Raw genomic sequence first — 24,400 nt, 5'->3', positions numbered from 1 at the left:
TCACAAAAACACATCAGGAATATTTTTGCGCTCAGCCGAAATTGCTGCCCGAACCATGGAAAAATTCGGGCAGACGGCCAGCCTTAAGCGCAATTTCATACGCGCGGCTGAGCACCAGGCTTCGAAAAACGCCCGTTAGGCGGGGATGTTCCAGGTCCCGCTCTCAAGAAGCTGAGCGAGCGAAACGCGATAGTCCGGATACTGGAAGTTGAAACCGAGCCCCTTGATGCGGGCATTGGAGACCCGCTTGTTCTCGCCGTAGAAGGAGCGGGCCATGGGGCTGAGCTCGGCGGTTTCGAAGGGCTGTTCCGGTGGCGGCTCGACGCCCATCAGCCGTGCGGCCTCGGTGACGACATCCTGCGGCGGGGCCGGCTCGTCATCCGTGACGTTGAAGATGCCGCCTTGGACCCTGTCGGCGAGGAAGGCCGTGGCGCTGCCGATATCTTCGACCCGGATGCGATTGAACACCTGGTCCTTCTTAACCAGGCGGCGCGCCGTGCCATTGGAAATATTGATCAAGCCGTTGCGACCCGGTCCGTAAATGCCGGAAAGCCTGACAACGGCCAGTGGCAGGCCTGATTTGGCCGCCAGGTCTGCCCAGGCATTTTCGGCGTCGACCCGCTCGACGGACCGATCAGAGACCGGCCGACAGGGCGTGTCTTCATCAACCCAGGCGCCGCCGTGGTCGCCATAGACGCCGACGGTCGAGAGATAGCAGATCCAGCGCAGGGACGGCATGCGGTCCGTGAAATGGTCGGACAGCAGTCGCAGGAGCGGATCGCCGTCTTTTCCGGGGGCGATCGATTGGACGAGATGGGTGACCCCGGCCAGTTCCTCAATGACTTTTTCGGAGAGGGCGGTGCCGTCGAAAATCATCGGACGCGCGCCGGCGGCGGCAACGCCGGCGGACTTTTCGAACGTGCGTGTCGTCCCGCAAACCTCGGCACCCCGCGCAGCCAGAACCCGAGCGATTGCCTTGCCGGAATAGCCCGCACCAAAGATCATCGCCTTCATGTCCGCTCTCCCGCCATCCGCCATTCGTCCATCACCTCATCATCCGTCTCGCCTGCATGTTGTTCGCGCAAGCCGTTGAATTCCAATGGGTCCATCAGACGCGACAGCGCCCAGACCGCCATGGCGCGAACAACAGGCGAAGCATCTTGCAACAGCAATTTGCATGGTTCGACCAGAGACGCCAGCCCGGAATTGCCCGCCGCGATCAACACATTGCGCACGAAGCGGTTGCGGCCGATACGCTTGACCGGCGAGCCGGAAAAGAAGCTGCGGAACGCCGCATCGTCGAGCGTCATCAGGAAGGCAATATCGGGTTCGCGCAAGTCTTCCCGGGCCTTCAGCTTCATCTCGCGGGCCACGCTGGCAAACTTGTTCCAGGGGCAGGCGGCAAGACAGTCGTCGCAGCCATAGATCCGGTTGCCGAAGGCGGGCCGAAGCGCGGGATCGATGACCCCCTTGTGCTCGATGGTGAGATAGGAGATGCAGCGCCGCGCGTCGATCTGGTAGGGCGCCGGAAAGGCTGATGTCGGGCAGGCATCGAGGCAGGCGCGACAGCGTCCGCAATGATCCGCTTCCGCATCATCGATCGCAAGGTCCGCCGTGGTGAACAGACTGCCGAGAAAGAGCCAGGAGCCGAAGTCGCGGCTGACCAGATTGGTGTGCTTGCCCTGCCACCCCAGACCGGCGGCCGAGGCAAGCGGCTTTTCCATGACCGGGGCGGTGTCCACGAACACCTTCACATCGTCACCCGAGCGGGCGGCAAAGCGCGTGGCGATTTCCTTCAGCCTGCCCTTGATGATGTCGTGGTAATCACGATTGCGTGCATAGACCGAAATGGCGGCTTTTTCGGGCTGCTCCTGCAGCAGTCGGGGGTCATGGTCCGGACCGTAGTTCATGCCGAACATCACGACCGACCGCACGTCTCCCCACAGCGCCTGCGGGCTGGAGCGCCGTTCCATTGTCTCGGCCATCCATTCCATTGTGCCGTGGTGTCCGGCCGCGACAAAGGCCGACAGCCGCTCCCCGGCATTTGGGATGGCGTCCGGCCGGGTGACACGACAGAGGTCGAAGCCCTGGGCCACGGCCTCGGCCTTGATGAACTGGGTCAGGTCAAGCTTGCGCTTCTGGTCCTTGGTCGCGGCCTGCATGCCTGCCATGGCCGCCACCCGCTAGAAATCGAGATCGGCGTAATGCGACGCCGGGGTCAGGCCGCGGATGCGCTCTGCCAGCAACGGGCGGAAGGACGGCCTGGACTTCAGCCGCTGGTACCAATCCTTCACCACGGGCGCCTCGGACCATTCGATTTCGCCCATGTAGTCGAGCGCGGATATCGCAGCACCCGCGGAAAGATCGGCATAGCTCAGCCGGTCGCCGGCCAGCCACGGACGCGAAGCTGCAAGCCAACTCAAGTACTTAAGGTGCTGGCGGATATTGCTGCGGGCCATGCGCAGCACCTTGGAATCGGGCGCGCCGCCGCCCAGGCCGTTGGGGATCTGCAGTTTGTGCACGCGCTCGCGCACCAGTGGCCGGGTAACATCCTGCTCCATCTTCTGCAGGAACCACTCGACCAGTCGCCGGATTTCAGCCCGCTGGAACGGGTCTTCTGCCAACAGGCGCCGGTCGCGTTTGAGCACGCCATGGGTCTCGTCGAGAAACTCCGAGATCACGGTGGCGCCACAGAGCGCGCGCATGTTGTCATCGACATAGACGGGCAGCGTGCCCGCCGGATTGATGGTCAGGAATTCGCGCCGTTTTTCCCAAGTTTGCTCTTCCACGAGATCGGCCTGGTAACCGTATTCGGAAAGCACCAACCGGATGAACCGGGACGCGGTGGACATGGGATGATGATACAAGGTAGGCATTATAACTGAATTCTCTGATTGCTTTTCGCGCTATTGCACTGCAGCGCGTCTCGGCCGCTGGCCAGCGCGTCGGCTTCCAAGCTATAGGTGCTTGGCCCACTGAATACAAGGGAACCGGACTCCCAGCCGTTTCTCGCCTGACAAGGACCCCCCATGGATATCCACTCCATACTCTCGGCACTTCTGCTCGGCGTCATCGAAGGATTGACGGAATTCATTCCTGTTTCCTCGACCGCCCATATCCTTCTGGCCGGCCATTTTCTCGGCTTTCAATCTCCCGGCAATACATTTGCCGTTCTGGTGCAGCTCGGCGCGATCCTCGCGATCCTCAGCGTCTATGCCCACAAACTCATCTCGATCGCGGTCTCCCTGCCGAGCAATCCGCAAAGCCGACGCTTCGTCGTTTCGGTCCTGCTCGGCTTCCTGCCTGCGGCCGTGATCGGCGCTATCGCCCACGACTTCATCAAAACAGTGCTGTTCGAGACGCCGGTGCTGATCTGCGTCGTTCTGATCCTCGGCGGCTTCGTGCTGCTCGGCATCGACAAATACGCGTTCAAGAAGCCCGGCACCGCCGCACGTGAACAGGGTATCCGCCTTCTGGTCATCGACCGCATCAAGGCGACGCCCATCTATACCGACGTGATGAACTATCCCTATTCCCTGGCCTTCAAGATTGGCCTTTGCCAGTGTGTCGCCATGATCCCCGGCACGTCCCGTTCGGGCGCCACGATTGTCGGCGCCCTGCTTTTGGGAACAGACAAGCGTTCGGCCGCGGAATTCTCGTTCTTCCTCGCTATGCCGACCATGGTCGGCGCGTTCACGCTCGATCTCTACAAGAACAGGCATCTGCTGACCTTCGACGACGTCACCGTCATCGGTGTCGGCTTCATCGCAGCCTTCATCTCCGCGCTGATCGTCGTGCGCGCCCTGCTCGATTTCGTCTCGAAACGCGGCTACGCACCCTTCGCCTGGTGGAGAATAGGTGTCGGCACGATCGGTCTGATCGCCCTGCTCATCGGATTTTAAGGATTGGGACTTCGAATAGGCCGGAGGGACTGAAAGGTTCGTCCGGCTCTCAATATGTGGCCAGCAAGCGCGATCTTGCTGGCCCTTTTGCTTAGCGGCTGGCTTCTGCGAAACCGGTGCTGCAGGGATCGACGCCATAGGCCGGCGCGCAATTGCCCTTGCCGGCGGCGACCGTGTTCGGCGCCATGAAGGATCCGGCCAGGATCACGATAGCTGCACACGCAAAGAAAAGGGCGATGGATTTACCCATGAAGAATGCTTCCTCAGATCATTAAGTGGCGCCGTTTGATCGGCGCGAGGGCGTGTTTACGCAGTACGAACGGGAACTTCAATAGCGCAGGCTTGCTGAATCCGCGGTTAACGAGACTTGGTCAGGCCTGCGATATTTGTGCAACGTTGAGACGCACAATTTGTTCCAAACAAGGCGGAAATCAGGCGGCTTTGCCGGTTCCCGTGAACTGCCCGTGTGGCCGGTACTGGACGAGATAGGAAGGAAGAATCGATTCCATCAGAGATGGCGTGATGCCCATGCCTTCCAGCGTCAGTCCCTCGGCAATCGCTGCCTGCGAGACGACATTGTCCTTCTTCAGGAGCGTCACCTGGTCGCTTGTCAGGGGAGGCGTGACGAAGGGCACCAGCGATGCGACGCTGCCGATCAGCGATGCGAGGGAGAAGGGGAGCGGCAGAAGCACCTTCTCGCGGCCGACGACGCGGAGCATGATCTCGAGACATTCGCGGAAGCTCACAACCTCGCGGCCGCCCAGTTCATAGGTCTTGCCGGCCAGGAGCTTGCCATCGACGCTGCGGGCAACGGCCTCGGCGACATCCTCGACATAAACAGGCTGGAACTTGGTTTTCCCGCCGCCAACCAGGGGCAGGGCCGGCGCAATGCGTGCCATCGCGGCAAACTTGTTGAAGAAGCCGTCTTCCGGTCCGAAGACGATCGAGGGGCGCAGGATAATGGCGTCCGGCAGGATCTGGCGAATGGCGTTTTCCGCCTTGCCCTTGCTCGCGGCATAGATGGACTGAGAATTGGCATCGGCGCCGATGGCTGAGATATGGGTGAGGCGTGCGCCTTGGGCGCGCGCGGCTTCCGCTACGGCCCGGGCGCCGAAGTCCTGCACCGCATCGAAGCTGTTGCGGCCGCTTTCAAACAGGATACCGACGCAGTTGACGACGTGGCTTGCGCCTTCCACCGCGCGATCGACCGAGTTGCGATAGCGCAGATTGGCCTGGACGAAAGAGATCTGGCCGACATTGCCCAGCGGCTGCAGGAATCCGGCGAGATCAGGCCGACGGACCGCAACACGAATGCGATAGCCGCGCTTGGCCAGCGCCCTGACCACATGACGGCCAACGAAGCCCGATCCTCCGAACACGGTGACGAGCGGCGGAAGGTTCGACAAGGTCATGGGAGCGCTCCTGGGTCTATGGGCGGTATGGTCTAACTGCGGTTCTTAGCCGAATCGCAGCGTGACTGGAAGTGGTGAACAATCAATGTTGCCCAGGCTGCGTCAGTCGGTCCCGCAGCCCCAAGGCAATCGGGATCAGACGCCGGCGACGACGATCATCTCGGCATCGGCGACTTCCTGGCGGATCTTCGCGGCGATCTGGTATTCCGGCGAGTTGTAGCAGTCGACGGCGGCCTGGGCCGAGGGGAATTCGATGACCACGTTGCGTCCGCGGGCAACGCCTTCGAGCACCGTCAGCTCACCGCCGCGCGCCAGAAAGGTCGCACCGTATTTCTCGAAAGCCGGCTTTGCTGCCGCAACGTAGTCCTTGTAGCGCTCCGCATCGCGGACATCCACGCGGGCAATCCAGTATCCCTTGGCCATCTTGTTTCTCCCTGCAGCCTGTTGTTGCAAGCGCCGTTACAGGGCGCCGTTCATTTCCTCGAGAATGGCGCGAGCGGCAGCCTTCGGATCGCCAGCTTTGACGATGGGACGGCCCACCACCAGATGGCTTGAACCGGCCTTCAAGGCGTCGCCCGGCGTCATCACCCGCTTCTGGTCGCCGGCATCGGCGCCGGCGGGACGAATACCGGGGGTAACGATCGCCATATCAGGACCGACGATCGGCCGCACGGCCTTCGATTCCTCCGCCGAACAGACCACGCCTCCCATGCCGGCAAGCCGCGCCTGCTCGGCGCGCTTCAGGACCAGGGTGTGCGGATCATATTCATATCCCGCCTCGGAGAGGTCCTGCTCATCCATGGAGGTGAGCACGGTGACGCCCAGCAGGCAGAGGTCGGAGCCCTGCGCCGCCTTGACGGCGGCCCGCATCGCCTTGGGATAGGCATGCAGCGTCAGCATCGACATGCCCATCTTTGCGATATTTTCGACAGCCGAAGCGACGGTATTGTCGATATCGAGCAGCTTCATGTCGAGGAAGATCTTCTTGCCGTCCTGGGCCAGTTCGCGGGCAAATTCCAGGCCGCCGGCAAAAGCCAGCTGGTAGCCGATCTTGTAGAAGAGAATATCGTCGCCAAGCGTCGAGACCAGTTTTGACGCCGTTCCGGTGTCCGGCACGTCAAGTCCGACGATCAGCCTTTCGCGTGCATCCATTGCTCAACGCCCCGCCAAGTTTCCATCGGTGTCCAGTCGCATAGGACGGAATGGTCTGCAAGGGAGAAGGCAAAAAGATTGCCGCCGCCGCCGGGCTGATCATAGGCCCGTGAAGCCGGCCGCTTTTCCAAATGACATTTCAACAGCGTGCCGACACCGCCATGGCCAACGAAGGCAATAGGCGAGGCCCTGTCATGATCGCCAAGCGTCGACATGACCGCAGAGACGATACGGGCTTGGGCATCGATGGCCCGCTCCCAGCCTTTGAAGCTCTCATGCGGATGGGCGAAAAACCAGTCGGCGGCCTTCTCGAATTCCGGTGGCGGCAGAAATCCGGTCGCAGAGCGATCGTTCTCATGCATGACGTCCACTGTCTCGAAGGGAATACCCGCAGCCTTGGCCAGTATGTCGGCTGTCTCGACAGCCTTCACTTCCGCGCTGGAGACTATGCGTTTCAGGTTAGACACCCAGGGCAGCAAGGCCGTTTCGATTGTCCGCGCCCGCCCCAGGTCGGAAAGACCCCATTGGGGAACCGGCACATCAGGGTCGATCGCCACCTGCGGATGGGTGATATAGATTGCGAACATGGCGGCTCCCGAAAGCGGATCAGCCGCGACGATAGATCCAGAGCTGGGCCGGCGGGATATTGCGGATCATGAAGTCGAAATGCTGGATGTGATAGCTCTCGGGCTTCGGCGCAATTGGCGAAACCGGGCCATAGGAAAACTGGATCACCGGCCGGCCAACGGGTAGACGATCCAGCAGGTCTTCCAAGAGTTTGATGCGCATGGCCATCGGGAAGTTCAGGAGCGGTATCCCGGACACGACGGTCTGGAACTTGATGTCGCCCAGAGGCGCCAGCGTCCGCGTCAGGTCGAAGGCATCGCCATGGATGAACTTGACGCCCGGAAAGTCCTCGACAAGGCGGCTATGAAAATCGGCGGAATATTCGATGGCCACCAGCTTTTCCGGGGCAACGCCGCGCTCCAGGATCGCCTTGGTGATGACGCCGGTGCCAGGCCCCAATTCGAGCACCGGAAGATCCGAGGTGAGGTCGATGACGCTCGCCATGCGCCGGGCGGTATAGATTGACGTCGGAGCAATCGCGCCAACGGTTTTCGGGCCGTTGAGCATGCCTTTTATAAAGCGAATTTCGTTATCGAACTTCTGGCTAATATGCCTCTTCAAGCGAACTGCCATGTCGCGTGCTGCCGATCATTGAAAAACAGTGATGAAATCTAACACCCATGTTGTTTTCATTTGCCGCAAAAACAAGGCGGCCGATTAAAAATTCGTTGCTTGCGCACCATTATCAGACGCGCATCGGCATCAGGACATAGAGCGCGTCATCGCCCGCCGTGTCGCGGATCAGGGTCGGCGAGCCCGCATCGGCCAGCAGGAAGATCGCATCGTCGCCGGAAAGCTGGCCCGTGATATCAAGGAGATACTTGGCGTTGAAGCCGATTTCCATCGGATCATGGTCATAGCCGACGGCAACTTCTTCCGTCGCGCTGCCAGAATCCGGGTTGTTGACGGTCAGCGTCAGATGCCCGTCAGACAGGGCGAGCTTGACCGCACGGCCGCGTTCGGACGAGATCGTCGAGACGCGGTCGACCGCCTGGGCGAAGGTCGAGCAATCCACGCGCATTTCCTTGTCATTATTGGCAGGGATGACGCGTTGGTAATCGGGGAACGTCCCGTCGATCAGCTTTGATGTGATGACGACCGAGCCGATGGTCAGGCGGATCTTGGCATCCGACAGTTCGAAGGTCACGACCGTGTCGGGATTTTCCATCAGCTTCTGGAGTTCGCCGACGGTTTTGCGCGGGATGATGATGCCCGGCATGCCTTCCGAACCGGATGGCGCCTCCACGTCGGCACGGGCCAGCCGGTGGCCGTCGGTGGCGACAGCGCGCAGCTTCAGCGCATTCTTGCTCTCGATCGTGTGGAGGAAGATGCCGTTCAGGTAGTAGCGGGTTTCTTCCGTCGAGATCGCAAATTGCGTGCGGTCGATCAACATCTTGAAGTCGCTGGCCTTCAGCCGGAAGGAATGGCTGAAGGTGCCCGCGTTCAGGTCTGGGAAATCGGCTTCCGACAGGCATTGCAGCGAAAACTTGGAGCGACCGGAGGCGACCGTCATCGAACCGCCATCGGGCGTCGTCGACAACAATACTTCGGCGCCATCGGGCAGCTTGCGGACGATTTCATAGAGAAGGTGGGCGGGCACCGTGGTGGCGCCGGCCTGTTCCACGTTCGCGGGCGTGGCCTCGGTAATTTCGAGATCGAGGTCGGTCGCCTTCATGTCAAGGCTCACCCCATCGGCACGCAGCAGCACGTTCGAGAGGATCGGGATCGTATTCCGGCGCTCGACCACGCGATGCACATGGTTCAGCGACTTCAGAAGATTGGACCGCTCAAGAGTAAGACGCATGGAGGCTACCGCTTTCGACCTGGACGGCCCTTATATGTGGACCGTCACGATATTCTCAACCGGCCATGATCAGGCCGGACAATGTGGACGGGCAAAATGGCAGCAAACAGGACCCAAATGCAAGGCCCTCGGTGCCAACATAAGGACAAACATCCCCGGCTTTTCCGTCCTGGGTGCCGGGGCCGGCCTTGCCGTGCCGATGCCGCTGGCCCATAAAGTGCTCGAGTGAGCCCCCATGGGCTTCTTGCTGAACAGACGGGACATGCTGATGACTGCCGCGCCGCGGACCTATCGCCTGAACGACACGGTTGTGACGGCCCGCCCCCTGGAAGCCGCGCTTTACCTGGTGGCGACCCCGATCGGCAATCTCGGCGACATCACCCTGCGCGCCCTGGAGACGCTGGCGGGCGCGGATGTGCTCGCATGCGAGGATACCCGCGTGACCCGTGTGCTTCTGGATCGCTACGGCATACAGACAAGGCCCTATGCCTATCACGAATATAATGCCGACGAGGTGGGGCCGAAGCTGATCGAGGCGCTGGCCAATGGCAAATCGGTGGCGCTGGTTTCCGATGCGGGTACGCCGCTGGTCTCCGACCCCGGCTATCGCCTCGGCCAATTGGCGCTCAACAACGGGCACCGGGTGGTGCCGATCCCCGGTGCATCTGCACCGCTTGCCGCGCTGGTGGGATCGGGCCTGCCAAACGACGCCTTCTTCTTCGCAGGCTTCCTGCCAACCAAGGACAAGGCGCGGCGCGATCGCCTCGATGCGCTGAAGGCGGTGCCGGCAACGCTTATCTTTTTTGAATCACCCCATCGCGTCGGCGCAACGCTCGCGGCGGCTGCCGAGGTGCTGGGCGCTCAGCGTCCCGCCGCCGTCTGCCGGGAACTGACCAAGACCTTCGAGGAGTTCCGGCGCGGAACCCTCGAGGACCTGTCACAATATTATGATGACGAGCGGGTGGTGAAGGGCGAGATCGTCATCGTCATCGGCCCGCCACTGGCCGAAGAGCCGATGGAGGATGGGGCCGTCGATGCCCTGCTGGCGGAGCTGGTTCGTGATCTTCCGGCGGCAAAGGCGGCGGCTGAGGCCTCGCGCCGCACCGGGCTTGCGAAGAAGGACCTGTATCAGCGGCTGCTGGCGATGAAGGACGGCACGCGTGGCGCGACCTGAAGGCGCAGACCCCAGCAGACGCAAGGCTGAGCGTCAGGGCCACAGGGCGGAATATGTCGCCGCCCTCTACCTTATGCTGAAAGGCTATCGCATCCTGGCTCTTCGCCACCGGACTAGGCTTGGCGAAATCGATATCATCGCCCGCAAGGGCAGCGTGGTCGCTTTCGTCGAAGTGAAGGCGCGGCGCGATGCCGCAAGCTCGGTCGATGCGGTCACCGCCGCCTCCCAGCGCCGGATCCGTGCGGCGAGCGACTTATGGCTGGCCAAGCAGAAGGACGCCCATCTCCTGACCCAACGCTACGATATCCTGGCCGTGGCACCCTTCGCCTGGCCCAGGCATTTTCCCGACGCGTTCTGATCCTCACAACGGCAGGCACGAAGAGGAATAGTTTTGCGTTGCACAGCTGTGCTTTGTAACAAAAGTGACATCAAACTATTAATTTGGCGTCACATGCAGCCACTAATGCAATCCTCACCCCAATTCTGGCGGAGAGGATTTTACCATGTTCAAGAAACTTTCCATGGCCGCTATGGCCCTTGGTCTGTCGGCATCGTCCACGCTGGCCGCAACCGAAATCGCCTGGTGGCATGCCATGGGCGGCGAACTCGGCGCCAAGCTTGAAGAGATCGTTGCCGGCTACAATGCCTCGCAGGACAAGTACAAGATCGTTCCGACCTACAAGGGCTCCTATGCCGAGACCATGACGGCTGCCATCGCTGCCTTCCGCGCCGGCGAGCAGCCCGCCATCGTCCAAGTCTTCGAAGTCGGCACCGGCACGATGATGGCCGCCAAGGGCGCCGTCTACCCGGTCTACGAACTGATGAAGGATGCTGGCGCCAAGTTCGATCCGAAGGAATACCTGCCGGCCGTCGTCGGCTATTACACCGACACCGACGGCAACATGCTGTCCATGCCGTTCAACTCTTCGACCCCGATCCTCTACTACAACAAGGACGTCTTCAAGAAGGCCGGCCTGGATCCGGAAGTCGCGCCGAAGACCTGGGCTGATGTGGAAGCCTTCTCCAAGAAGATCATGGAGTCAGGCGCTGCCAAGTGCGGCTTCACGACCGGCTGGATCTCCTGGGTACAGCTGGAAAACCTCTCGGCCTGGCACAACCAGCCGATCGGCACGCTTGAAAACGGCTTCGGCGGCACCGACAGCAAGCTGACCGTCAATGGCCCGGTTCAGGTCAAGCATTGGGAAAACCTGAAGAAGTGGCAGGATGCTGGCGTGTTCCAGTATGGCGGCCCGGCCGGCGGCAATGATGCGCCTCCGAAGTTCTACAGCCAGGAATGCGCCATCTACATGAACTCGTCTGCTTCCCGCGCTGGCGTTATCGCCAATGCCAAGGACTTCCAGGTCGGCTACGGCATGCTGCCCTACTACGAAGACGTGAAGGGCGCTCCGCAGAACTCCATCATCGGTGGCGCAACGCTGTGGGTCCTGAAGGGCCGCAACGAGGAAGAATACAAGGGTGTAGCGGATTTCTTCACCCACCTCGCATCTGCCAAGGTTCAGGCTGACTGGCACCAGTTCTCCGGCTACCTGCCGATCACCACGGCTGCCTATGAACTGTCCAAGTCCGAAGGCTACTACGAGAAGAACCCCGGCTCCGACGTCTCGATCAAGCAGATCACGCTGAACGCACCGACCGAAAATTCCAAGGGTCTGCGCTTCGGCAACTACGTCCAGATCCGCGCCGTCATCGACGAGGAGTTCCAGGAACTGCTGTCGGGCAAGAAGACCGCCCAGCAGGCCCTCGACACCCTGGTCGAGCGTGGCAACAAGCTGATCGCCGACTTCGCAGCCGCCAACTGAGCCCTGCGCTCCAGGAAATAAGGAGGTCCGCGTCGTCAGACGCGGGCCTCCTCACATCCGCCCCCTGGATTTTCCGATGCAAACCAAGCGCGCCATCTTCAACAGCCGTCTTCTGCCCTATCTGCTGCTTGCGCCGCAGTTGGCGATCACGCTGACCTTCTTCATCTGGCCGGCGGGTCAGGCGTTCTGGCAATCCTTCCTGCGCGAGGACGCCTTTGGCCTTTCGACGGCCTTTGTCGGTCTTGCGAACTATGTCGAACTGTTCGAGGACCCGCGCTACCTGGCCTCCCTTCAGGTGACGGTGGTGTTTTCCGTCAGCGTCGCTTTCCTGTCGATCTGCCTGTCCCTGCTCCTGGCCATCGCCGCCGATCGCATGATCCGCAGCGCGCGTCTCTATACGACGCTGCTGGTATGGCCCTATGCCGTGGCGCCGGCCGTGGCGGGTACCCTCTGGTGGTTCATGTTCAATCCGACCATCGGCATCATGCCCTATCTGCTGCGTGGCATGGGCTATAACTGGAACCACAGTCTCGATGGCACCGATGCCATGATCCTCGTGGTGCTGGCCGCCACCTGGAAGCAGATTTCCTACAATTTCCTGTTCTTCCTGGCTGGCCTCCAGGCCATTCCGCAATCGCTGCGTGAGGCGGCCGCCATCGATGGCGCCGGACCGGCCAAGCGCTTCTTCACGATCGTATTCCCGCTTTTGTCGCCCACCACCTTTTTCCTGCTGGTGGTCAACGTGGTCTACACCATGTTCGACACCTTCGCGGTCATCCATTCCACCACCGAAGGCGGGCCATCGCAGGCGACCAACATCCTCGTCTACAAGGTCTACCAGGACGGCTTCATCGGCCTCAATCTCGGCTCTTCCGCTGCCCAGTCCGTCGTGCTGATGGGCATCGTCATCATACTCACCTTCGTGCAGTTCCGCTTCATCGAGCGGCGCGTGGAATATTGAGGGTCCATCATGGTTGAACACAGACCCATCCTGACGCTGCTCGCGCATCTGGTGCTGATCATCGGCGTCGTCATCGTCGCCTTTCCGGTCTACCTGGCCGTCATCGCCTCGACGCGCGGGCCGAACGACTTCATGACCGGCGTGCTGCCCATGCTGCCCGGTCCCCATGCCCTCAGCAACTACTGGAGCATGCTGACGACGGGCATGACCACGTCAGGCGCGCCGCCGCTCGGGCCGATGATGCTGAATAGCCTCGCCATGGCGCTCATCATCGCCATCGGCAAGATCGTCATCTCGATCACCTCGGCCTTTGCTATCGTCTATTTCCGGTTCCCGCTGCGGCAGCTCGCCTTCTGGATCATCTTCATCACGTTGATGCTGCCGGTCGAGGTGCGCATCGTGCCGACCTTCAAGGTCGTGGCCGATCTCGGGCTGCTGAACTCCTATGCCGGTCTGTCGATCCCGCTCATTGCCTCGGCGACCGCTACCTTCCTGTTCCGGCAGTTTTTCCTCACCGTGCCTGAGGAACTGATGGAGGCCGCACGGGTCGATGGCGCCGGGCCGATGAAGTTTTTCCGCGATATTCTGCTGCCGCTGTCGCGCACCAATATCGCGGCGCTGTTCGTCATTCTCTTCATCTATGGCTGGAACCAGTATCTCTGGCCGATGCTGGTGACGACCGACAGTGGCTACTACACGATCGTAATGGGCATCAAGCGCATGGCCGACGTGGCCGATGCCGTGCCCCAATGGAATATTGTGATGACGGCGGCCGTGCTCGCCATGCTGCCCCCCGTGCTGGTGGTGGTGGTGATGCAGCGGTTGTTCGTCAAAGGTCTCGTGGAAACGGAGAAGTAACATGGCGGCCATCGAACTTGGCGGTGTCGGCAAGGTCTATACGGGCGGCGTGAAAGCCGTGAGCGGCGTGTCGATTTCGATCCGTGATGGGGAATTCATCGTGCTCGTCGGGCCATCGGGTTGCGGAAAGTCCACCCTGCTCAGGATGGTGGCCGGTCTGGAAACCATCTCCGAAGGCACGGTTTCCATTGATGGCCGCGTCGTCAACCAGATGGAACCGGCCGACCGCGACATCGCCATGGTGTTCCAGAACTACGCGCTCTATCCGCATATGAGCGTCTATGACAACCTGGCCTATGGCCTGCGCAACCGCAAGACGCCGAAGGCCGAGATCGAGGCGCGCGTCGCGGAAGCCGCCCGCATGCTGGAGATCGAACCCTATCTGCAGCGCAAGCCGAAGGCCCTCTCCGGCGGCCAGCGCCAGCGCGTTGCCATGGGCCGCGCCATCGTGCGCAAGCCCGCGGCCTTCCTGTTCGACGAACCTCTCTCGAACCTCGATGCCAAGCTGCGCGTGACCATGCGCGGCGAAATCCGCAAGCTGCAGCGGCGGCTCGGGACGACGGCGATTTACGTCACCCACGACCAGCTGGAAGCCATGACGCTGGCGGATCGCCTGGTGGTGCTGAATGCCGGCGAAATCGAGCAGATCGGCACGCCGCTGGAGGTCTATCACCGCCCTGCATCCACCTTCGTCGCGAGCTTCATCGGCGCCCCGGCGATGAACCTGCTCAAGGGCGATGTCGAGGGCTCCCGCCTGACCCTTGGACCTGCGACCATCGAGCTTGGAACCTCCATCGCCGTCAACGGTCCTGTTACGGTCGGCCTGCGTGCGGAAGATCTGAGCGACCGCCGCGATCTGACCAGGAGCGTCGCCGACCTGCCGTTCCAGGTCGACTATGTCGAAGAACTCGGCGCCAACAGGCTGGTGCATGGCACGCTGGGCGACCAGCCGCTGACCGCGGTGCTGCCGCTGGCCGCGGAAATTACCGGCCACATGCATCTCGGCATCGCGCCGGATCGGCTGCACTTCTTCGATGCGGCCAAGGGCAAGCGCATCGAAACACCCTTTAACCGTGATGTCGAGGCAGCAACGGTCAGCCTGGCCCTAGCCGAGACGCTCAACTGACGGCGGTCGCTAGCATTTCGTTCACGTTGTATCGATTTGGTTCATGCCGCTACCCAAGGGCGTGAACCTGACGTTTACCCGCATCCGATATCTCCTTCAGATCGTTGGATACCGAGGGTGATGTCATGCCTGTAAAAATGATTTTCCTGGGCGTGGTTGGTCTGATGGCGATGCGTCGCCGTGATCAGGCTGTCGAGGCACAGGCGCCGGATCCCGTCGTCGCGAGCCACGTGGACCGCCTGGCGCTGAAATCGGCTCCGATCAATCCCGAATGGGTGCTTGCGGGAAATCCTGTCGCCCGTGCCGCCGATCACTCCCAAAGTAGCGACGAGGCCGGCGTGACCGCCTTGTGGGACTGCACCGCGGGCGAGTTCCGCTGGTTCTTCCACTGGGACGAGACGGTGATCATCCAGGAAGGCGAGGTCCAGGTGACGGCGGAGGACGGCTCCGTCCGGGTGCTGAGAGCCGGTGACATCGCCTATTTCCGCCACGGCACCTGGTCGACCTGGAAGATCGATAGCTATGTGCGCAAGATCGCCTTCCTGCGCAAACCCTTCCCGGAACCGCTCGCCACGCTGTTCAAGATCCGCAATGCCATGCGGCAGAAGAGCTTTGCGGCGCTAAGCGGCTGACGCTGAAGCCACACGCAGAAAAATTGAGCCAGGCCGCCGTTGCCATCGCCAGGCCGTCGGCCTAAATCTCTGCTGCTTTTAACCGAGGGGCAGGCAATGGCGAAAATCAAGAATGTTGCGATCCAGATGGATCACGTCTCCACGATCAACATCGCGGGAGATTCGACCTTTGCCATGAGCCTCGAAGCCCAGGCCCGCGGCTACAACCTGTTCCATTACACCCCGAACCAGCTGTCGCTGCGGGACGGCAAGGTGATCGCAACCGTCGAGCCGATGACGCTGCGCGATGTGAAGGGCGATCATTTCACGCTCGGCGCGCCCGAGCGCATCGACCTCTCGACCATGGATGTAGTGCTGCTGCGCCAGGACCCTCCATTCGACATGGCCTATATCACCTCGACCCATCTGCTGGAGCGCATCCACCCCAAGACGCTTGTGGTCAACGATCCCGCCTGGGTCCGCAACTCGCCGGAAAAGATCTTCGTCACCGAGTTTGCCGACCTCATGCCGAAGACGCTGATCACCCGCGATCCCCAGGAGATTGCCAGCTTCCGGGCCGAGATGGGCGATATCATCCTGAAGCCGCTTTACGGCAATGGCGGGGCAGGGGTGTTCCACTCTACGCGCGACGACCGCAACATGTCGTCGCTGCTGGAAATGTTCAGCCAGATGTTCCGCGAGCCTTTCATCGCCCAGGAATACCTGCCTGATGTGCGCAAGGGCGACAAGCGCATCATCCTGGTCGATGGCGAGCCTGTCGGTGCCATCAACCGCGTGCCGGCGGAGCACGATGCACGTTCCAACATGCATGCCGGCGGCACGCCGATGCCGACGGAACTGACAGCGCGCGAAAAGGAAATCTGTGCCCGGATCGGACCGGCGCTGCGCGAGCGCGGTTTCCTGCTGGTCGGCATCGATGTCATCGGCAACTACATGACCGAGATCAACGTGACTTCCCCCACCGGCATTCGCGAGGTCAAGAAATTCGGCGGCGCCGATATCGCAGCCTTGCTGTGGGATGCCATTGAAAAGAAACGCGCCTGAGCCGTCGGAAGGCCATGAACCCGGTTTGTTCCGTGTGCTCAACCTGATGCAACCATAGACGGAAATTTGTTCCGTTATTGTTCTTGTTTTCTGCCGTATTCCGTGCCAATCTTCAACCGGTAACCCGCGAGAGATGTATTTCGTGGCCCTGATGGGACGGATGGGGGCAGGCAATGGTAGCGCGTGTCAGTACGGTTGCATTCCAGGGCATCGAGGGCGTGCCCGTCGATGTTCAGGTCATGGTGGCGCCCGGCAAGATCGGGATGCAGATCGTCGGTCTGCCCGACAAGGCCGTGGCCGAAAGCCGGGAGCGGGTGCAGGCGGCCCTGCACGCCTCGGGACTGGTGCTTCCACCCAAGCGGGTGACCATCAATCTGGCACCGGCAGACCTGCCCAAGGAAGGCTCGCATTTTGACCTTCCGATCGCGCTCGGCCTGATGGCGGCCTTAGGCGCCATTCCGGCGGATGCGCTGGCGGACTTCGTGGTAATCGGTGAGCTTAATCTCGACGGCAGCATTGCCGCCGTTGCCGGTGCCCTGCCGGCGGCGATCGGCGCCAATGCCCTAGGCAAAGGCCTGATATGCCCCGCCGAAAGCGGGCCGGAAGCGGCCTGGGCCGGCGAGGGCATGGATATACTGGCGCCGCGCAGCCTGATTGCGCTGGCCAACCATTTCCGCGGCACGCAGGTCCTGTCGCGGCCGGTGCCGGCCGTGCGGGCGTCGCCGGCCAATCTGCCAGACCTCGCCGATATCAAGGGCCAGGAAAGCGCCAAGCGCGCGCTTGAAGTCGCCGCGGCTGGAGGACACAACCTGCTGATGGTTGGCCCTCCTGGCTCGGGCAAATCAATGCTGGCGGCCAGGCTGCCATCCATCCTTCCAACGCTTTCGCCGACGGAACTGCTCGACGTCTCGATGATCCATTCGGTCGCGGGGCAACTATCCGGCGGCAAGCTTTCGGACCGCAGGCCGTTCCGCACCCCGCATCACTCCGCCACCATGGCGGCGCTGGTCGGCGGCGGATTGCGGGCAAGGCCAGGCGAGGCATCGCTCGCCCATCACGGCGTGTTGTTTCTGGATGAGCTTCCGGAATTCCAGCCGCAGGTGCTCGATGCGCTGCGCCAACCGTTGGAGACGGGGGAATGCATCATCGCGCGGGCCAATCACCGGGTCAGTTATCCCGCGAGTTTCCAGTTGATCGCGGCGATGAACCCCTGCCGCTGCGGCATGGCCGGCGAACCGGGCCAGACCTGCGCCCGCGGCATCCGCTGCGCCGCGGACTACCAGGCGCGCATATCGGGACCGATGATGGATCGCATCGATATCCGCATCGACGTACCGGCGGTAACGGCCGTCGATCTCATCAGGCCGATGCCGGCAGAGCGTAGCGCGGATGTCGCGCGCCGCGTCGAGCGAGCCCGCGAGCGGCAGCGCGAACGGTTCCAGGCACTCGATATTCCCGGCATCGCGCTGAATGCCCGCGCGCCGACCTCGATGATCGAGGCGCTGGCCGAGCCCGATGCGGGGGCCTTGCAACTGCTCCGCGACGCGGCCGAAAAATTCCGCTTCTCCGCCCGTGGCTATCATCGGGTCCTGAAGGTGGCGCGAACGCTGGCGGATCTCGATGGATCGGAGAAGCTCGGACGGATCCACCTCGCCGAGGCGATCTCCTATCGCATCCCCTCGGACCGACTGATGGCGGTCGCCTGAAGGCCGGCAGTTCGAAGCGCTGCGAGTACGGTCAGCTTTAGCCCTATTTTATGCCGGGATTGAGGGATGACAAAGGCAAGTACAGCGTGACCTCGGCACCCTCACTGGGGAATTCGCTGACGGACCTGCCCTGTGCTGTCGCCAGAAGCCGGGTCAGCAGGGTGGAGCCAAAGCCCTGGTTCATGCCCTGAGGCGCGGCAGGTGGCGGACCGCCGCGTTCCGTCCAGGCAATCCGGATTGCCGGCTCTTCGTTCTGCTGATCCTCCCACGACCAGCGAACGCTGACCGTGCCGTCGGGAACCGAGAGAGCGCCGTATTTCGCGGCATTGGTGCCGAGCTCATGAAGGATGAGGCTCAGGATGATTACCGCCTGGCCGCTGACCGCAGTCTTCGGGCCTTCGAGGCTGAGGCGTGCCGTGCCAACGAGCCCAAAAGGCTCGAGCGCCTGCACGATCACAGCCTCCAAGGTCGCTTCCTCGTCCTCGCCGAGGCCGCGCAGCAGGAGATTCGACCGGCCCATGGCGCTCAGCCGCTCGCGCAAGCCCTTGGCCAGATCCTCGGGGCTGGAGGCGTGTTTGACCGAGAGATTGATGACCGCATTCATGGCGGCAAAGATGTTCTTCAGGCGGTGGTCGAGTTCTCGTGCCATCACCTCGCGCTCATCCGCCATGCGCTGGTTCTCCGCGCGGGCTTCAGATTCGGCCCGGTAGGCCTTCATGACGAGAAAGATCAACAGCAGGTCCGTGATCACCACGAACAGATACAGCGACATGGCCAGCAAGGCGCCGAATGTCGGTTCGAGAGAATGATACGGCGGTATGAAATAGTACCAGGATGCGAAAAACGACAGGAAAGCCACCAGGATTCCCTGGCGTACGCCGAACACGAAGCCGGTGATCACCACGGCCGGAAAGAACGTAACGTAAGGGAAGCCGGCCAGCATATAGGGGTCGAGCCAAAGCCGCGATACCAGCGCAATGGCGAAAATCGCCAGGCTGTAAAGGTAGCTCAAGGCGACCGCCGCCCCGGAAGGCGGCGAGCGCATGGCCCGGAACGCCGGGAGATTGATCAACAGTCCGTGCATGCAACTCGTCTTTACCAATGCCGTCTGAAGGCGACGCGGCTTTGCCATGCCACAGAAGCTGTCTGTATAGTGTTTATAAGATAGGTGCCTCCGACCTGTCCAGACCGCCTCAGTCGCCCAATCCGGCAAACAGCGCGGTCGAGAGATAGCGCTCGGCAAAGGACGGAATGATCACGACGAGCGTCTTTCCGGCATTCTCCTCGCGGCTGCCCACCTTCACCGCCGCCGTCAGTGCCGCGCCGGAGGAAATGCCGACCGGCACGCCTTCAAGCCGAGCGACCAGCCGGGCCATTTCGAAGGCTTCGTCATTGGTGACCGTCACGACTTCATCGTAAATTTCGGTGTCGAGGATCGCGGGCGCAAAGCCTGCGCCGATGCCCTGGATCTTGTGCGGGCCGGGGTTGCCACCCGAAAGAACCGGGCTGTCGGCCGGCTCTACGGCGATCACCTTCACCGAGTCCTTCATCTGCTTCAGCACCTGGCCGGTGCCGGTGATCGTGCCGCCGGTGCCGATGCCCGACACGAACAGATCGACTGCGCCGTCCGTGTCGTTCCAGATCTCGAGCGCCGTTGTCTTGCGGTGGATTTCCGGATTGGCCGGGTTCTCGAACTGCTGCGGGATAACGGCGTCAGGCGTGGCCTCCGCCAGCTCCTGCGCCTTGGCAATCGCGCCCTTCATGCCTTTCGGGCCTTCGGTCAGCACCAGTTCGGCGCCCAGCAGCGCCAGCATCTTGCGACGCTCGATGGACATGGTCTCGGGCATGGTCAGGATCAGCCGATAGCCCTTGGCGGCGGCGGCAAAGGCGAGCGCGATACCGGTATTGCCGGAGGTCGGCTCGATCAGCACGCTCTTGCCGGGGATGATCTTGCCCTGGGCCTCAAGGCTTTCGATCATGGCGACGCCGATGCGGTCCTTGACGGAGGCGATCGGATTAAAGAATTCGAGCTTGGCCAGAAGCGTGGCCTTCACGCCCTTTTCCTTCGCCAGCTTGTCCAGGCGCACCAGCGGGGTGTCGCCGATTGTCTCGGTAATCGATCCATAGACGCGGCCGCGGCCGGGCTTCTTGACGTCGGACATGGGTGTTCCTCCTATTGGTTTCGTTGATGACAAGATAGGGCCGAGACCCCGTCCTCGCCAGAAGCAGACACCTGCAGTCCGGCAGGACGCAGGAAAATTCGAGATGTTACCGGGCGGCGATATAGGCGGCGGTGCCCGCCAGCACGCTCGCAGCCGAGCGGTTGAGAAGCTTCAACGAGGCGGGCCGCTTGAGCAACAGCCGCGCCTTGGCGGCCAGCAGAATATAGGGCAGCAGAACCGCCATCAGCACCACGAAGGTAAGCCCGACCAGGATCGCGAAATCTCTGGGACCGATCTCATTGAGCGGTATCAGGGTCGGCACCAGCGCGACATAGAACAGCATGGTCTTGGGATTGCCCAGCGTCACCAGAAGACCCGACAGGAAGGCCATGCCGACATGGCTGCTCGACCGGTCGGCCTCGATGTTCTGCGAGAGCAGGCCCGCTGTCCAGAGTTTCCAGGCGATGTAGAGCAGATAGAGTGCACCCAGATACTTGAGAATGAGAAACGGTGTGGTGAAGGTCTGGGCCAGGAGCGCCAGCCCCAGGATGACGGCAGTAAGGTAGCACACGTCACCGAGGATCAGCCCAAGCCCCATGAAGAATGTGGGACGGAAGCCGGAGCCGAGCGCGCGCGCGACAATGGCCGTCATGCCAGGTCCCGGAATGGCAGCCGCAATAAACAAGGCGCCGGCATAGGCCAGCAGCGTGGTGATAGTCATGTGTGCGTCTCCCCTCGCGACAGGTCATACCGCTTCTCCAATCGCCTCGCAATGATTCCGAGGTTTGGGGCAGAAGCGTCGGCGGCGGCTCTCACCTGGCTGTCTGCCGCCTCAAAAATCCGCCAGGGGTGAGAGGCAGGATGGGTCGGCCGGCAAGAGTTCATCCGGTGCCCGCATCATGAAGACAAGTGAGCCGGTGTTGGCCACGGCTGGCGAGTCCCAGTCCAGCAGGTCGGATGGAATGCAGCTTTCGACCCTTTCGGGCTGCTGTCCGATTTCTGCCAATATTTCTGCCAGGGTTGGGATCTCAGGGCCAACCACGTCGAGAAGCTCGAACAGGCCGGGCTCGGGCCGCCGCCACGCGACGATGACGCTATCGTGGCGCAGGGCCGACAGCCGCACACTCTCCTGCAACAGGCAATTGAGCGGGAACAGTCTGGACTGATCTACGACGGCAAGTCGCCGCGACACCGGGGTTCGGCCGGAAAGCACTGTCTGGACGAGACCAAGATCGTTTTCAAGGTGGAGGTCCCGGGCAACAGGCTGCCTGTCCGGCAGTGATGGCGGGGGAGAACCCGGGAAACTGTATTGCGGCACGATCCGAAAGCCGTAACGCTCGTAAAGGCCGGGCTTGTCGGTATAAAGCACGATCGCCTCGTAGCCTTGGTTATCACACCACGCCAAGGTTGCCGCGATCAGTTCCCGGTAAAGTCCAAGCCCGCGATACTCCGGCCGCACCGCGCCGGACTGCCAGCCCGCAGCCTTGACCGGGTGGCCGTTGATGACCAGCGGCATCGAAAAGGCGCTGAGATTGGCGACACACCGCCCGGCCGCATCGAAATAGGCGCTGGGAAAGCTGGTGGGATCATGGCCGCCGAGGCGGTCGAGAGGGCTTATATCGACGTTGAAGATATCGATCAGCAACTGCTTGAGCGCCGCCCAACCGGCCGCATCGTCAAAATAATCCTGCCGGAAGACCAGTCCTTCACGCCCGGACATGCTCAGCTGACGCCCGTCGAGCCGAAACCGCCGGCGCCACGCGCGGTCTCGGTCGTTTCCGTCACTTCCAGCACAGGCAACTGCGTCACCGGCGCAATGACCATCTGTGCGATCCGCATGCCGCGGGTGATGACGAAATCCTCCTCGCCATGGTTGATCAGCAGCACCTTCACTTCGCCGCGATAATCGCTGTCGATCGTGCCCGGCGTGTTGAGGCAGGTCACGCCATGCTTGAAGGCGAGGCCGGAGCGGGGGCGGATCTGCGCCTCGAAGCCGGCGGGGATTTCGAACACGAAGCCAGTCGGCACCAGCGCGCGCCGGCCGGGGGCAAGCGTCAGCGGCGCGTCCTCCGTCAGGGCCGCGCGCAGGTCCATGCCGGCGGCGCCCGCGGTCTCATAGGAAGGCAGTTCAATGCCATCACCATGGGGCAGGCGTTGAAGATTGAGCGTCGCAGCAGGGGTCATGGGCTTGGTCATCCGTCATTAGTTTGCCCCTGATAGGCCAAGATCAATTGCAATACGGGGCTTGAGTCGTTAGATACGGCCGCAATTCACAGGATTCATATCATGGCCGAAACACTCGCCGAGGCGGTCTCCCGTCGCCGCACCTTCGCTATTATCGCGCATCCGGACGCCGGCAAGACGACGCTGACCGAAAAGCTGCTGCTGTTCGGCGGTGCCATCCAGCTCGCCGGCGAGGTCAAGGCCAAGAAAGACCGCATCCAGACCCGTTCGGACTGGATGAAGATCGAGCGCGAGCGCGGCATCTCGGTCGTCACCTCGGTCATGACCTTCGAATATGACGGCAATGTCTTCAACATCCTGGACACACCGGGTCACGAAGACTTCGCCGACGACACCTATCGCACCCTGACCGCCGTGGATGCCGCCGTCATGGTCATCGATGCCGCCAAGGGTATCGAGCCGCGGACGCTGAAGCTGTTCGAAGTCTGCCGCATGCGCGACATCCCGATCATCACCTTCGTCAACAAGATGGACCGCGAAAGCCGCGATCCCTTCGAGATCCTTGATGAGGTCGAGGAAAAGCTTGCGCTGGACACCGCGCCCATCACCTGGCCGATCGGTCGCTCCAAGACCTTCTGCGGATCCTATCACCTGGCCGAAAACACGGTTCGCGGCTCCGATACCGAGGTCAAGCCGACGCCGGTCAATGGCCCGCAAAGCGTGGCGGACCGCCTGCCGGAAAACGAGCGCGAGGCCTTTGTCAGCGAAACCGAGCTTGCCATCGAAGCCTGCCGTCCGTTTGATCGCCAGGCCTTCCTGGAAGGTCACATGACGCCGGTCTTCTGGGGCTCGGCGCTCCGGAACTATGGCGTGCGCGACCTGATCGAGGCCTTGGGTGAATTTGCGCCCCCGCCGCGTGACCAGGTGGCGGATATTCGCACGGTGCACGCCGCGGAAGACAAGATGACGGCCTTCGTCTTCAAGATCCAGGCCAACATGGACCCGAACCATCGCGACCGCATTGCGTTTGCCCGCATCTGCTCCGGCAAGCTGGAGCGCGGCATGAAGGCGCGACTGGCCCGCACCGGCAAGCAGATCGGCCTCACCGCACCGCAATTTTTCTTCGCCTCGCAACGCCAGCTCGCCGATACCGCCTTTGCCGGCGACGTGGTTGGCATCCCGAACCACGGTACGCTCAGGATCGGCGACACGCTGACCGAAGGCGAAAATCTGGTTTTCCAGGGCGTGCCGAACTTTTCGCCGGAAATCCTGCGCCGCGTGCGGCTTGAGGATGCGATGAAGGCAAAGAAGCTGAAGGAAGCCCTGCAGCAGATGGCCGAAGAGGGCGTCGTGCAGCTATTCCAGCCGGAAGACGGCTCGCCGGCCATCGTCGGCGTAGTCGGTGCGCTCCAGCTCGACGTGTTGAAGGAGCGGCTATCGGCCGAATATGGCCTGCCGGTCTCGTTCGAAATCTCGCGCTTCTCGGTCTGCCGCTGGATTTCGGCCGATCAGCCTGCGGATCTCGATAAGTTCATGACCGCCCGGCGCGGCGATATCTGCCGTGACCTGGATGGCGACCCCGTCTTCATGGCGCAGGACAGTTTCTCCCTTCGCTATGAGGCCGAGCGCTATCCCGCGATCAAGATGGTTGCCATCAAGGAATATCACGTCGCCAAGGCGGCGTGATTCAAATAGCTGGCAAGGTGCGGCAATCTCTCCTCCGTCATGGTCGGGCTTGACCCACTGCTGTCCGGTTTAAATTTGGTGGACATGGCGCACGGTGTTGATTCTACTTGTGTTCGAGCGTTTGGCGACGATCTCGGACACGAAAGGGGA

General features: G+C 61.9%; 26 protein-coding genes. 11 read left to right on the top strand and 15 right to left on the bottom strand.

All coding sequences use genetic code 11. The features are described from left to right. Positions 1–135 precede the first annotated feature (135 nt). Genes B9A97_RS25815 through B9A97_RS25805 form a run of 3 tightly spaced genes read right to left on the bottom strand, consistent with a single transcriptional unit; the run spans position 136 to position 2,876 of the window. Entirely contained in the window at positions 136–1,014 is an 879-nt protein-coding gene (locus tag B9A97_RS25815) for an SDR family oxidoreductase (protein WP_084368707.1), read from the bottom strand. Continuing rightward, positions 1,011–2,171, bottom strand: coding sequence for a tRNA epoxyqueuosine(34) reductase QueG (gene queG / locus B9A97_RS25810; protein WP_244564363.1), 1,161 nt, complete (start codon positions 2,169–2,171; stop codon positions 1,011–1,013). Before queG ends, B9A97_RS25815 begins: the two co-directional genes overlap by 4 nt. A 12-nt stretch (positions 2,172–2,183) precedes the next feature. Next, positions 2,184–2,876: a glutathione S-transferase family protein gene (locus B9A97_RS25805; RefSeq protein WP_084368706.1), complete on the bottom strand. Its 693-nt coding sequence runs from the start codon at positions 2,874–2,876 to the stop codon at positions 2,184–2,186. 153 nt (positions 2,877–3,029) lie between these two features. Between B9A97_RS25805 and B9A97_RS25800 the strand changes: the two genes are divergently transcribed. Then, positions 3,030–3,902, top strand: coding sequence for an undecaprenyl-diphosphate phosphatase (locus tag B9A97_RS25800; RefSeq protein ID WP_084368705.1), 873 nt, complete (start codon positions 3,030–3,032; stop codon positions 3,900–3,902). A gap of 91 nt (positions 3,903–3,993) precedes the next feature. Here the strand turns inward: B9A97_RS25800 and B9A97_RS29950 are convergent, their stop codons facing one another. The 7 genes from B9A97_RS29950 to dnaN all read right to left on the bottom strand — a co-directional run bounded on the left by B9A97_RS29950 (position 3,994) and on the right by dnaN (position 8,897). Continuing rightward, on the bottom strand, positions 3,994–4,152 hold the full coding sequence (locus B9A97_RS29950; RefSeq protein WP_179145400.1) for a hypothetical protein: 159 nt from the start codon (positions 4,150–4,152) through the stop codon (positions 3,994–3,996). Positions 4,153–4,333: 181 nt separating this feature from the next. Further along, the gene (locus B9A97_RS25795) at positions 4,334–5,314 is read right to left on the bottom strand and encodes a complex I NDUFA9 subunit family protein (RefSeq protein WP_084368704.1); all 981 of its coding nucleotides are present in this window, start codon (positions 5,312–5,314) and stop codon (positions 4,334–4,336) included. 135 nt (positions 5,315–5,449) lie between these two features. After that, complete coding sequence (locus B9A97_RS25790; RefSeq protein ID WP_084368703.1) at positions 5,450–5,737, bottom strand: DUF1330 domain-containing protein; 288 nt, start codon at positions 5,735–5,737, stop codon at positions 5,450–5,452. Between the two features lie 36 nt (positions 5,738–5,773). After that, positions 5,774–6,466 (bottom strand): orotidine-5'-phosphate decarboxylase, encoded by a 693-nt coding sequence (gene pyrF / locus B9A97_RS25785; RefSeq protein WP_084368702.1) that lies wholly within the window; start codon positions 6,464–6,466, stop codon positions 5,774–5,776. Beyond that, complete coding sequence (locus B9A97_RS25780) at positions 6,445–7,053, bottom strand: histidine phosphatase family protein (protein ID WP_084368701.1); 609 nt, start codon at positions 7,051–7,053, stop codon at positions 6,445–6,447. Before B9A97_RS25780 ends, pyrF begins: the two co-directional genes overlap by 22 nt. Before the next feature lie 19 nt (positions 7,054–7,072). Next, positions 7,073–7,666: a phospholipid N-methyltransferase PmtA gene (gene pmtA, locus B9A97_RS25775; RefSeq protein WP_084368700.1), complete on the bottom strand. Its 594-nt coding sequence runs from the start codon at positions 7,664–7,666 to the stop codon at positions 7,073–7,075. 112 nt (positions 7,667–7,778) lie between these two features. Beyond that, a complete protein-coding gene (gene dnaN, locus B9A97_RS25770) occupies positions 7,779–8,897 on the bottom strand; it encodes a DNA polymerase III subunit beta (RefSeq protein WP_084368699.1) in 1,119 nt (372 codons plus the stop codon). Between the two features lie 268 nt (positions 8,898–9,165). Between dnaN and rsmI the strand changes: the two genes are divergently transcribed. The 9 genes from rsmI (at position 9,166) to B9A97_RS25720 (ending at position 18,218) form a co-directional block, all read left to right on the top strand. Further along, entirely contained in the window at positions 9,166–10,071 is a 906-nt protein-coding gene (rsmI, locus tag B9A97_RS25760) for a 16S rRNA (cytidine(1402)-2'-O)-methyltransferase (RefSeq protein ID WP_084368744.1), read from the top strand. Then, positions 10,058–10,429, top strand: a complete 372-nt coding sequence (locus B9A97_RS25755; protein ID WP_084368697.1) for a YraN family protein — start codon at positions 10,058–10,060, stop codon at positions 10,427–10,429. The genes rsmI and B9A97_RS25755 overlap by 14 nt, the downstream gene beginning before the upstream one ends. A 145-nt stretch (positions 10,430–10,574) precedes the next feature. Beyond that, positions 10,575–11,891 carry a sn-glycerol-3-phosphate ABC transporter substrate-binding protein UgpB gene (gene ugpB / locus B9A97_RS25750; protein ID WP_143530716.1) on the top strand — a complete coding sequence of 439 codons (1,317 nt, stop codon included), beginning with the start codon at positions 10,575–10,577 and terminating at the stop codon, positions 11,889–11,891. 76 nt (positions 11,892–11,967) lie between these two features. Beyond that, positions 11,968–12,852: a sn-glycerol-3-phosphate ABC transporter permease UgpA gene (gene ugpA / locus B9A97_RS25745; RefSeq protein WP_084368696.1), complete on the top strand. Its 885-nt coding sequence runs from the start codon at positions 11,968–11,970 to the stop codon at positions 12,850–12,852. A 9-nt stretch (positions 12,853–12,861) separates the two neighbouring features. After that, positions 12,862–13,710: a sn-glycerol-3-phosphate ABC transporter permease UgpE gene (gene ugpE / locus B9A97_RS25740; RefSeq protein ID WP_084368695.1), complete on the top strand. Its 849-nt coding sequence runs from the start codon at positions 12,862–12,864 to the stop codon at positions 13,708–13,710. A gap of 1 nt (position 13,711) precedes the next feature. Then, the gene (locus B9A97_RS25735) at positions 13,712–14,836 is read left to right on the top strand and encodes a sn-glycerol-3-phosphate import ATP-binding protein UgpC (protein ID WP_084368694.1); all 1,125 of its coding nucleotides are present in this window, start codon (positions 13,712–13,714) and stop codon (positions 14,834–14,836) included. Between the two features lie 164 nt (positions 14,837–15,000). After that, complete coding sequence (locus B9A97_RS25730) at positions 15,001–15,468, top strand: cupin domain-containing protein (protein WP_244564364.1); 468 nt, start codon at positions 15,001–15,003, stop codon at positions 15,466–15,468. A gap of 96 nt (positions 15,469–15,564) precedes the next feature. After that, positions 15,565–16,512: a glutathione synthase gene (gene gshB, locus B9A97_RS25725; RefSeq protein WP_084368692.1), complete on the top strand. Its 948-nt coding sequence runs from the start codon at positions 15,565–15,567 to the stop codon at positions 16,510–16,512. Between the two features lie 173 nt (positions 16,513–16,685). Next, complete coding sequence (locus B9A97_RS25720) at positions 16,686–18,218, top strand: YifB family Mg chelatase-like AAA ATPase (protein WP_084368691.1); 1,533 nt, start codon at positions 16,686–16,688, stop codon at positions 18,216–18,218. 43 nt (positions 18,219–18,261) lie between these two features. Here the strand turns inward: B9A97_RS25720 and B9A97_RS25715 are convergent, their stop codons facing one another. From B9A97_RS25715 to dut, 5 genes are all read right to left on the bottom strand, one after another. Beyond that, entirely contained in the window at positions 18,262–19,302 is a 1,041-nt protein-coding gene (locus tag B9A97_RS25715; protein WP_084368690.1) for an HWE histidine kinase domain-containing protein, read from the bottom strand. Positions 19,303–19,411: 109 nt separating this feature from the next. Further along, positions 19,412–20,380, bottom strand: coding sequence for a cysteine synthase A (gene cysK / locus B9A97_RS25710; protein ID WP_084368689.1), 969 nt, complete (start codon positions 20,378–20,380; stop codon positions 19,412–19,414). A 106-nt stretch (positions 20,381–20,486) separates the two neighbouring features. Continuing rightward, the gene (locus B9A97_RS25705) at positions 20,487–21,101 is read right to left on the bottom strand and encodes a LysE family translocator (RefSeq protein WP_084368688.1); all 615 of its coding nucleotides are present in this window, start codon (positions 21,099–21,101) and stop codon (positions 20,487–20,489) included. A gap of 111 nt (positions 21,102–21,212) precedes the next feature. After that, positions 21,213–22,100 carry a GNAT family N-acetyltransferase gene (locus B9A97_RS25700; protein WP_084368687.1) on the bottom strand — a complete coding sequence of 296 codons (888 nt, stop codon included), beginning with the start codon at positions 22,098–22,100 and terminating at the stop codon, positions 21,213–21,215. Positions 22,101–22,102: 2 nt separating this feature from the next. After that, entirely contained in the window at positions 22,103–22,564 is a 462-nt protein-coding gene (gene dut, locus B9A97_RS25695; protein ID WP_244564362.1) for a dUTP diphosphatase, read from the bottom strand. Positions 22,565–22,666: 102 nt separating this feature from the next. Between dut and B9A97_RS25690 the strand changes: the two genes are divergently transcribed. Next, positions 22,667–24,250, top strand: a complete 1,584-nt coding sequence (locus B9A97_RS25690; RefSeq protein WP_084368685.1) for a peptide chain release factor 3 — start codon at positions 22,667–22,669, stop codon at positions 24,248–24,250. Positions 24,251–24,400: the final 150 nt, after the last annotated feature.

This window comes from Rhizobium sp. RU36D (genome assembly GCF_900176345.1).
Lineage (GTDB): Bacteria > Pseudomonadota > Alphaproteobacteria > Rhizobiales > Rhizobiaceae > Allorhizobium.
This window is presented reverse-complemented; position numbering and strand designations above follow the sequence as displayed.

Coding starts and splice junctions, on each gene's coding strand:
- B9A97_RS25815 (WP_084368707.1), bottom strand. CDS start 1,014: ATGAAGGCGATGATCTTTGGTGCGGGCTATTCCGGCAAGGCAATCGCT.
- queG (WP_244564363.1), bottom strand. CDS start 2,171: ATGGCAGGCATGCAGGCCGCGACCAAGGACCAGAAGCGCAAGCTTGAC.
- B9A97_RS25805 (WP_084368706.1), bottom strand. CDS start 2,876: ATGCCTACCTTGTATCATCATCCCATGTCCACCGCGTCCCGGTTCATC.
- B9A97_RS25800 (WP_084368705.1), top strand. CDS start 3,030: ATGGATATCCACTCCATACTCTCGGCACTTCTGCTCGGCGTCATCGAA.
- B9A97_RS29950 (WP_179145400.1), bottom strand. CDS start 4,152: ATGGGTAAATCCATCGCCCTTTTCTTTGCGTGTGCAGCTATCGTGATC.
- B9A97_RS25795 (WP_084368704.1), bottom strand. CDS start 5,314: ATGACCTTGTCGAACCTTCCGCCGCTCGTCACCGTGTTCGGAGGATCG.
- B9A97_RS25790 (WP_084368703.1), bottom strand. CDS start 5,737: ATGGCCAAGGGATACTGGATTGCCCGCGTGGATGTCCGCGATGCGGAG.
- pyrF (WP_084368702.1), bottom strand. CDS start 6,466: ATGGATGCACGCGAAAGGCTGATCGTCGGACTTGACGTGCCGGACACC.
- B9A97_RS25780 (WP_084368701.1), bottom strand. CDS start 7,053: ATGTTCGCAATCTATATCACCCATCCGCAGGTGGCGATCGACCCTGAT.
- pmtA (WP_084368700.1), bottom strand. CDS start 7,666: ATGGCAGTTCGCTTGAAGAGGCATATTAGCCAGAAGTTCGATAACGAA.
- dnaN (WP_084368699.1), bottom strand. CDS start 8,897: ATGCGTCTTACTCTTGAGCGGTCCAATCTTCTGAAGTCGCTGAACCAT.
- rsmI (WP_084368744.1), top strand. CDS start 9,166: ATGACTGCCGCGCCGCGGACCTATCGCCTGAACGACACGGTTGTGACG.
- ugpB (WP_143530716.1), top strand. CDS start 10,575: ATGTTCAAGAAACTTTCCATGGCCGCTATGGCCCTTGGTCTGTCGGCA.
- ugpA (WP_084368696.1), top strand. CDS start 11,968: ATGCAAACCAAGCGCGCCATCTTCAACAGCCGTCTTCTGCCCTATCTG.
- ugpE (WP_084368695.1), top strand. CDS start 12,862: ATGGTTGAACACAGACCCATCCTGACGCTGCTCGCGCATCTGGTGCTG.
- B9A97_RS25735 (WP_084368694.1), top strand. CDS start 13,712: ATGGCGGCCATCGAACTTGGCGGTGTCGGCAAGGTCTATACGGGCGGC.
- B9A97_RS25730 (WP_244564364.1), top strand. CDS start 15,001: ATGGCGATGCGTCGCCGTGATCAGGCTGTCGAGGCACAGGCGCCGGAT.
- gshB (WP_084368692.1), top strand. CDS start 15,565: ATGGCGAAAATCAAGAATGTTGCGATCCAGATGGATCACGTCTCCACG.
- B9A97_RS25720 (WP_084368691.1), top strand. CDS start 16,686: ATGGTAGCGCGTGTCAGTACGGTTGCATTCCAGGGCATCGAGGGCGTG.
- B9A97_RS25715 (WP_084368690.1), bottom strand. CDS start 19,302: ATGCACGGACTGTTGATCAATCTCCCGGCGTTCCGGGCCATGCGCTCG.
- cysK (WP_084368689.1), bottom strand. CDS start 20,380: ATGTCCGACGTCAAGAAGCCCGGCCGCGGCCGCGTCTATGGATCGATT.
- B9A97_RS25705 (WP_084368688.1), bottom strand. CDS start 21,101: ATGACTATCACCACGCTGCTGGCCTATGCCGGCGCCTTGTTTATTGCG.
- B9A97_RS25700 (WP_084368687.1), bottom strand. CDS start 22,100: ATGTCCGGGCGTGAAGGACTGGTCTTCCGGCAGGATTATTTTGACGAT.
- dut (WP_244564362.1), bottom strand. CDS start 22,564: ATGACCCCTGCTGCGACGCTCAATCTTCAACGCCTGCCCCATGGTGAT.
- B9A97_RS25690 (WP_084368685.1), top strand. CDS start 22,667: ATGGCCGAAACACTCGCCGAGGCGGTCTCCCGTCGCCGCACCTTCGCT.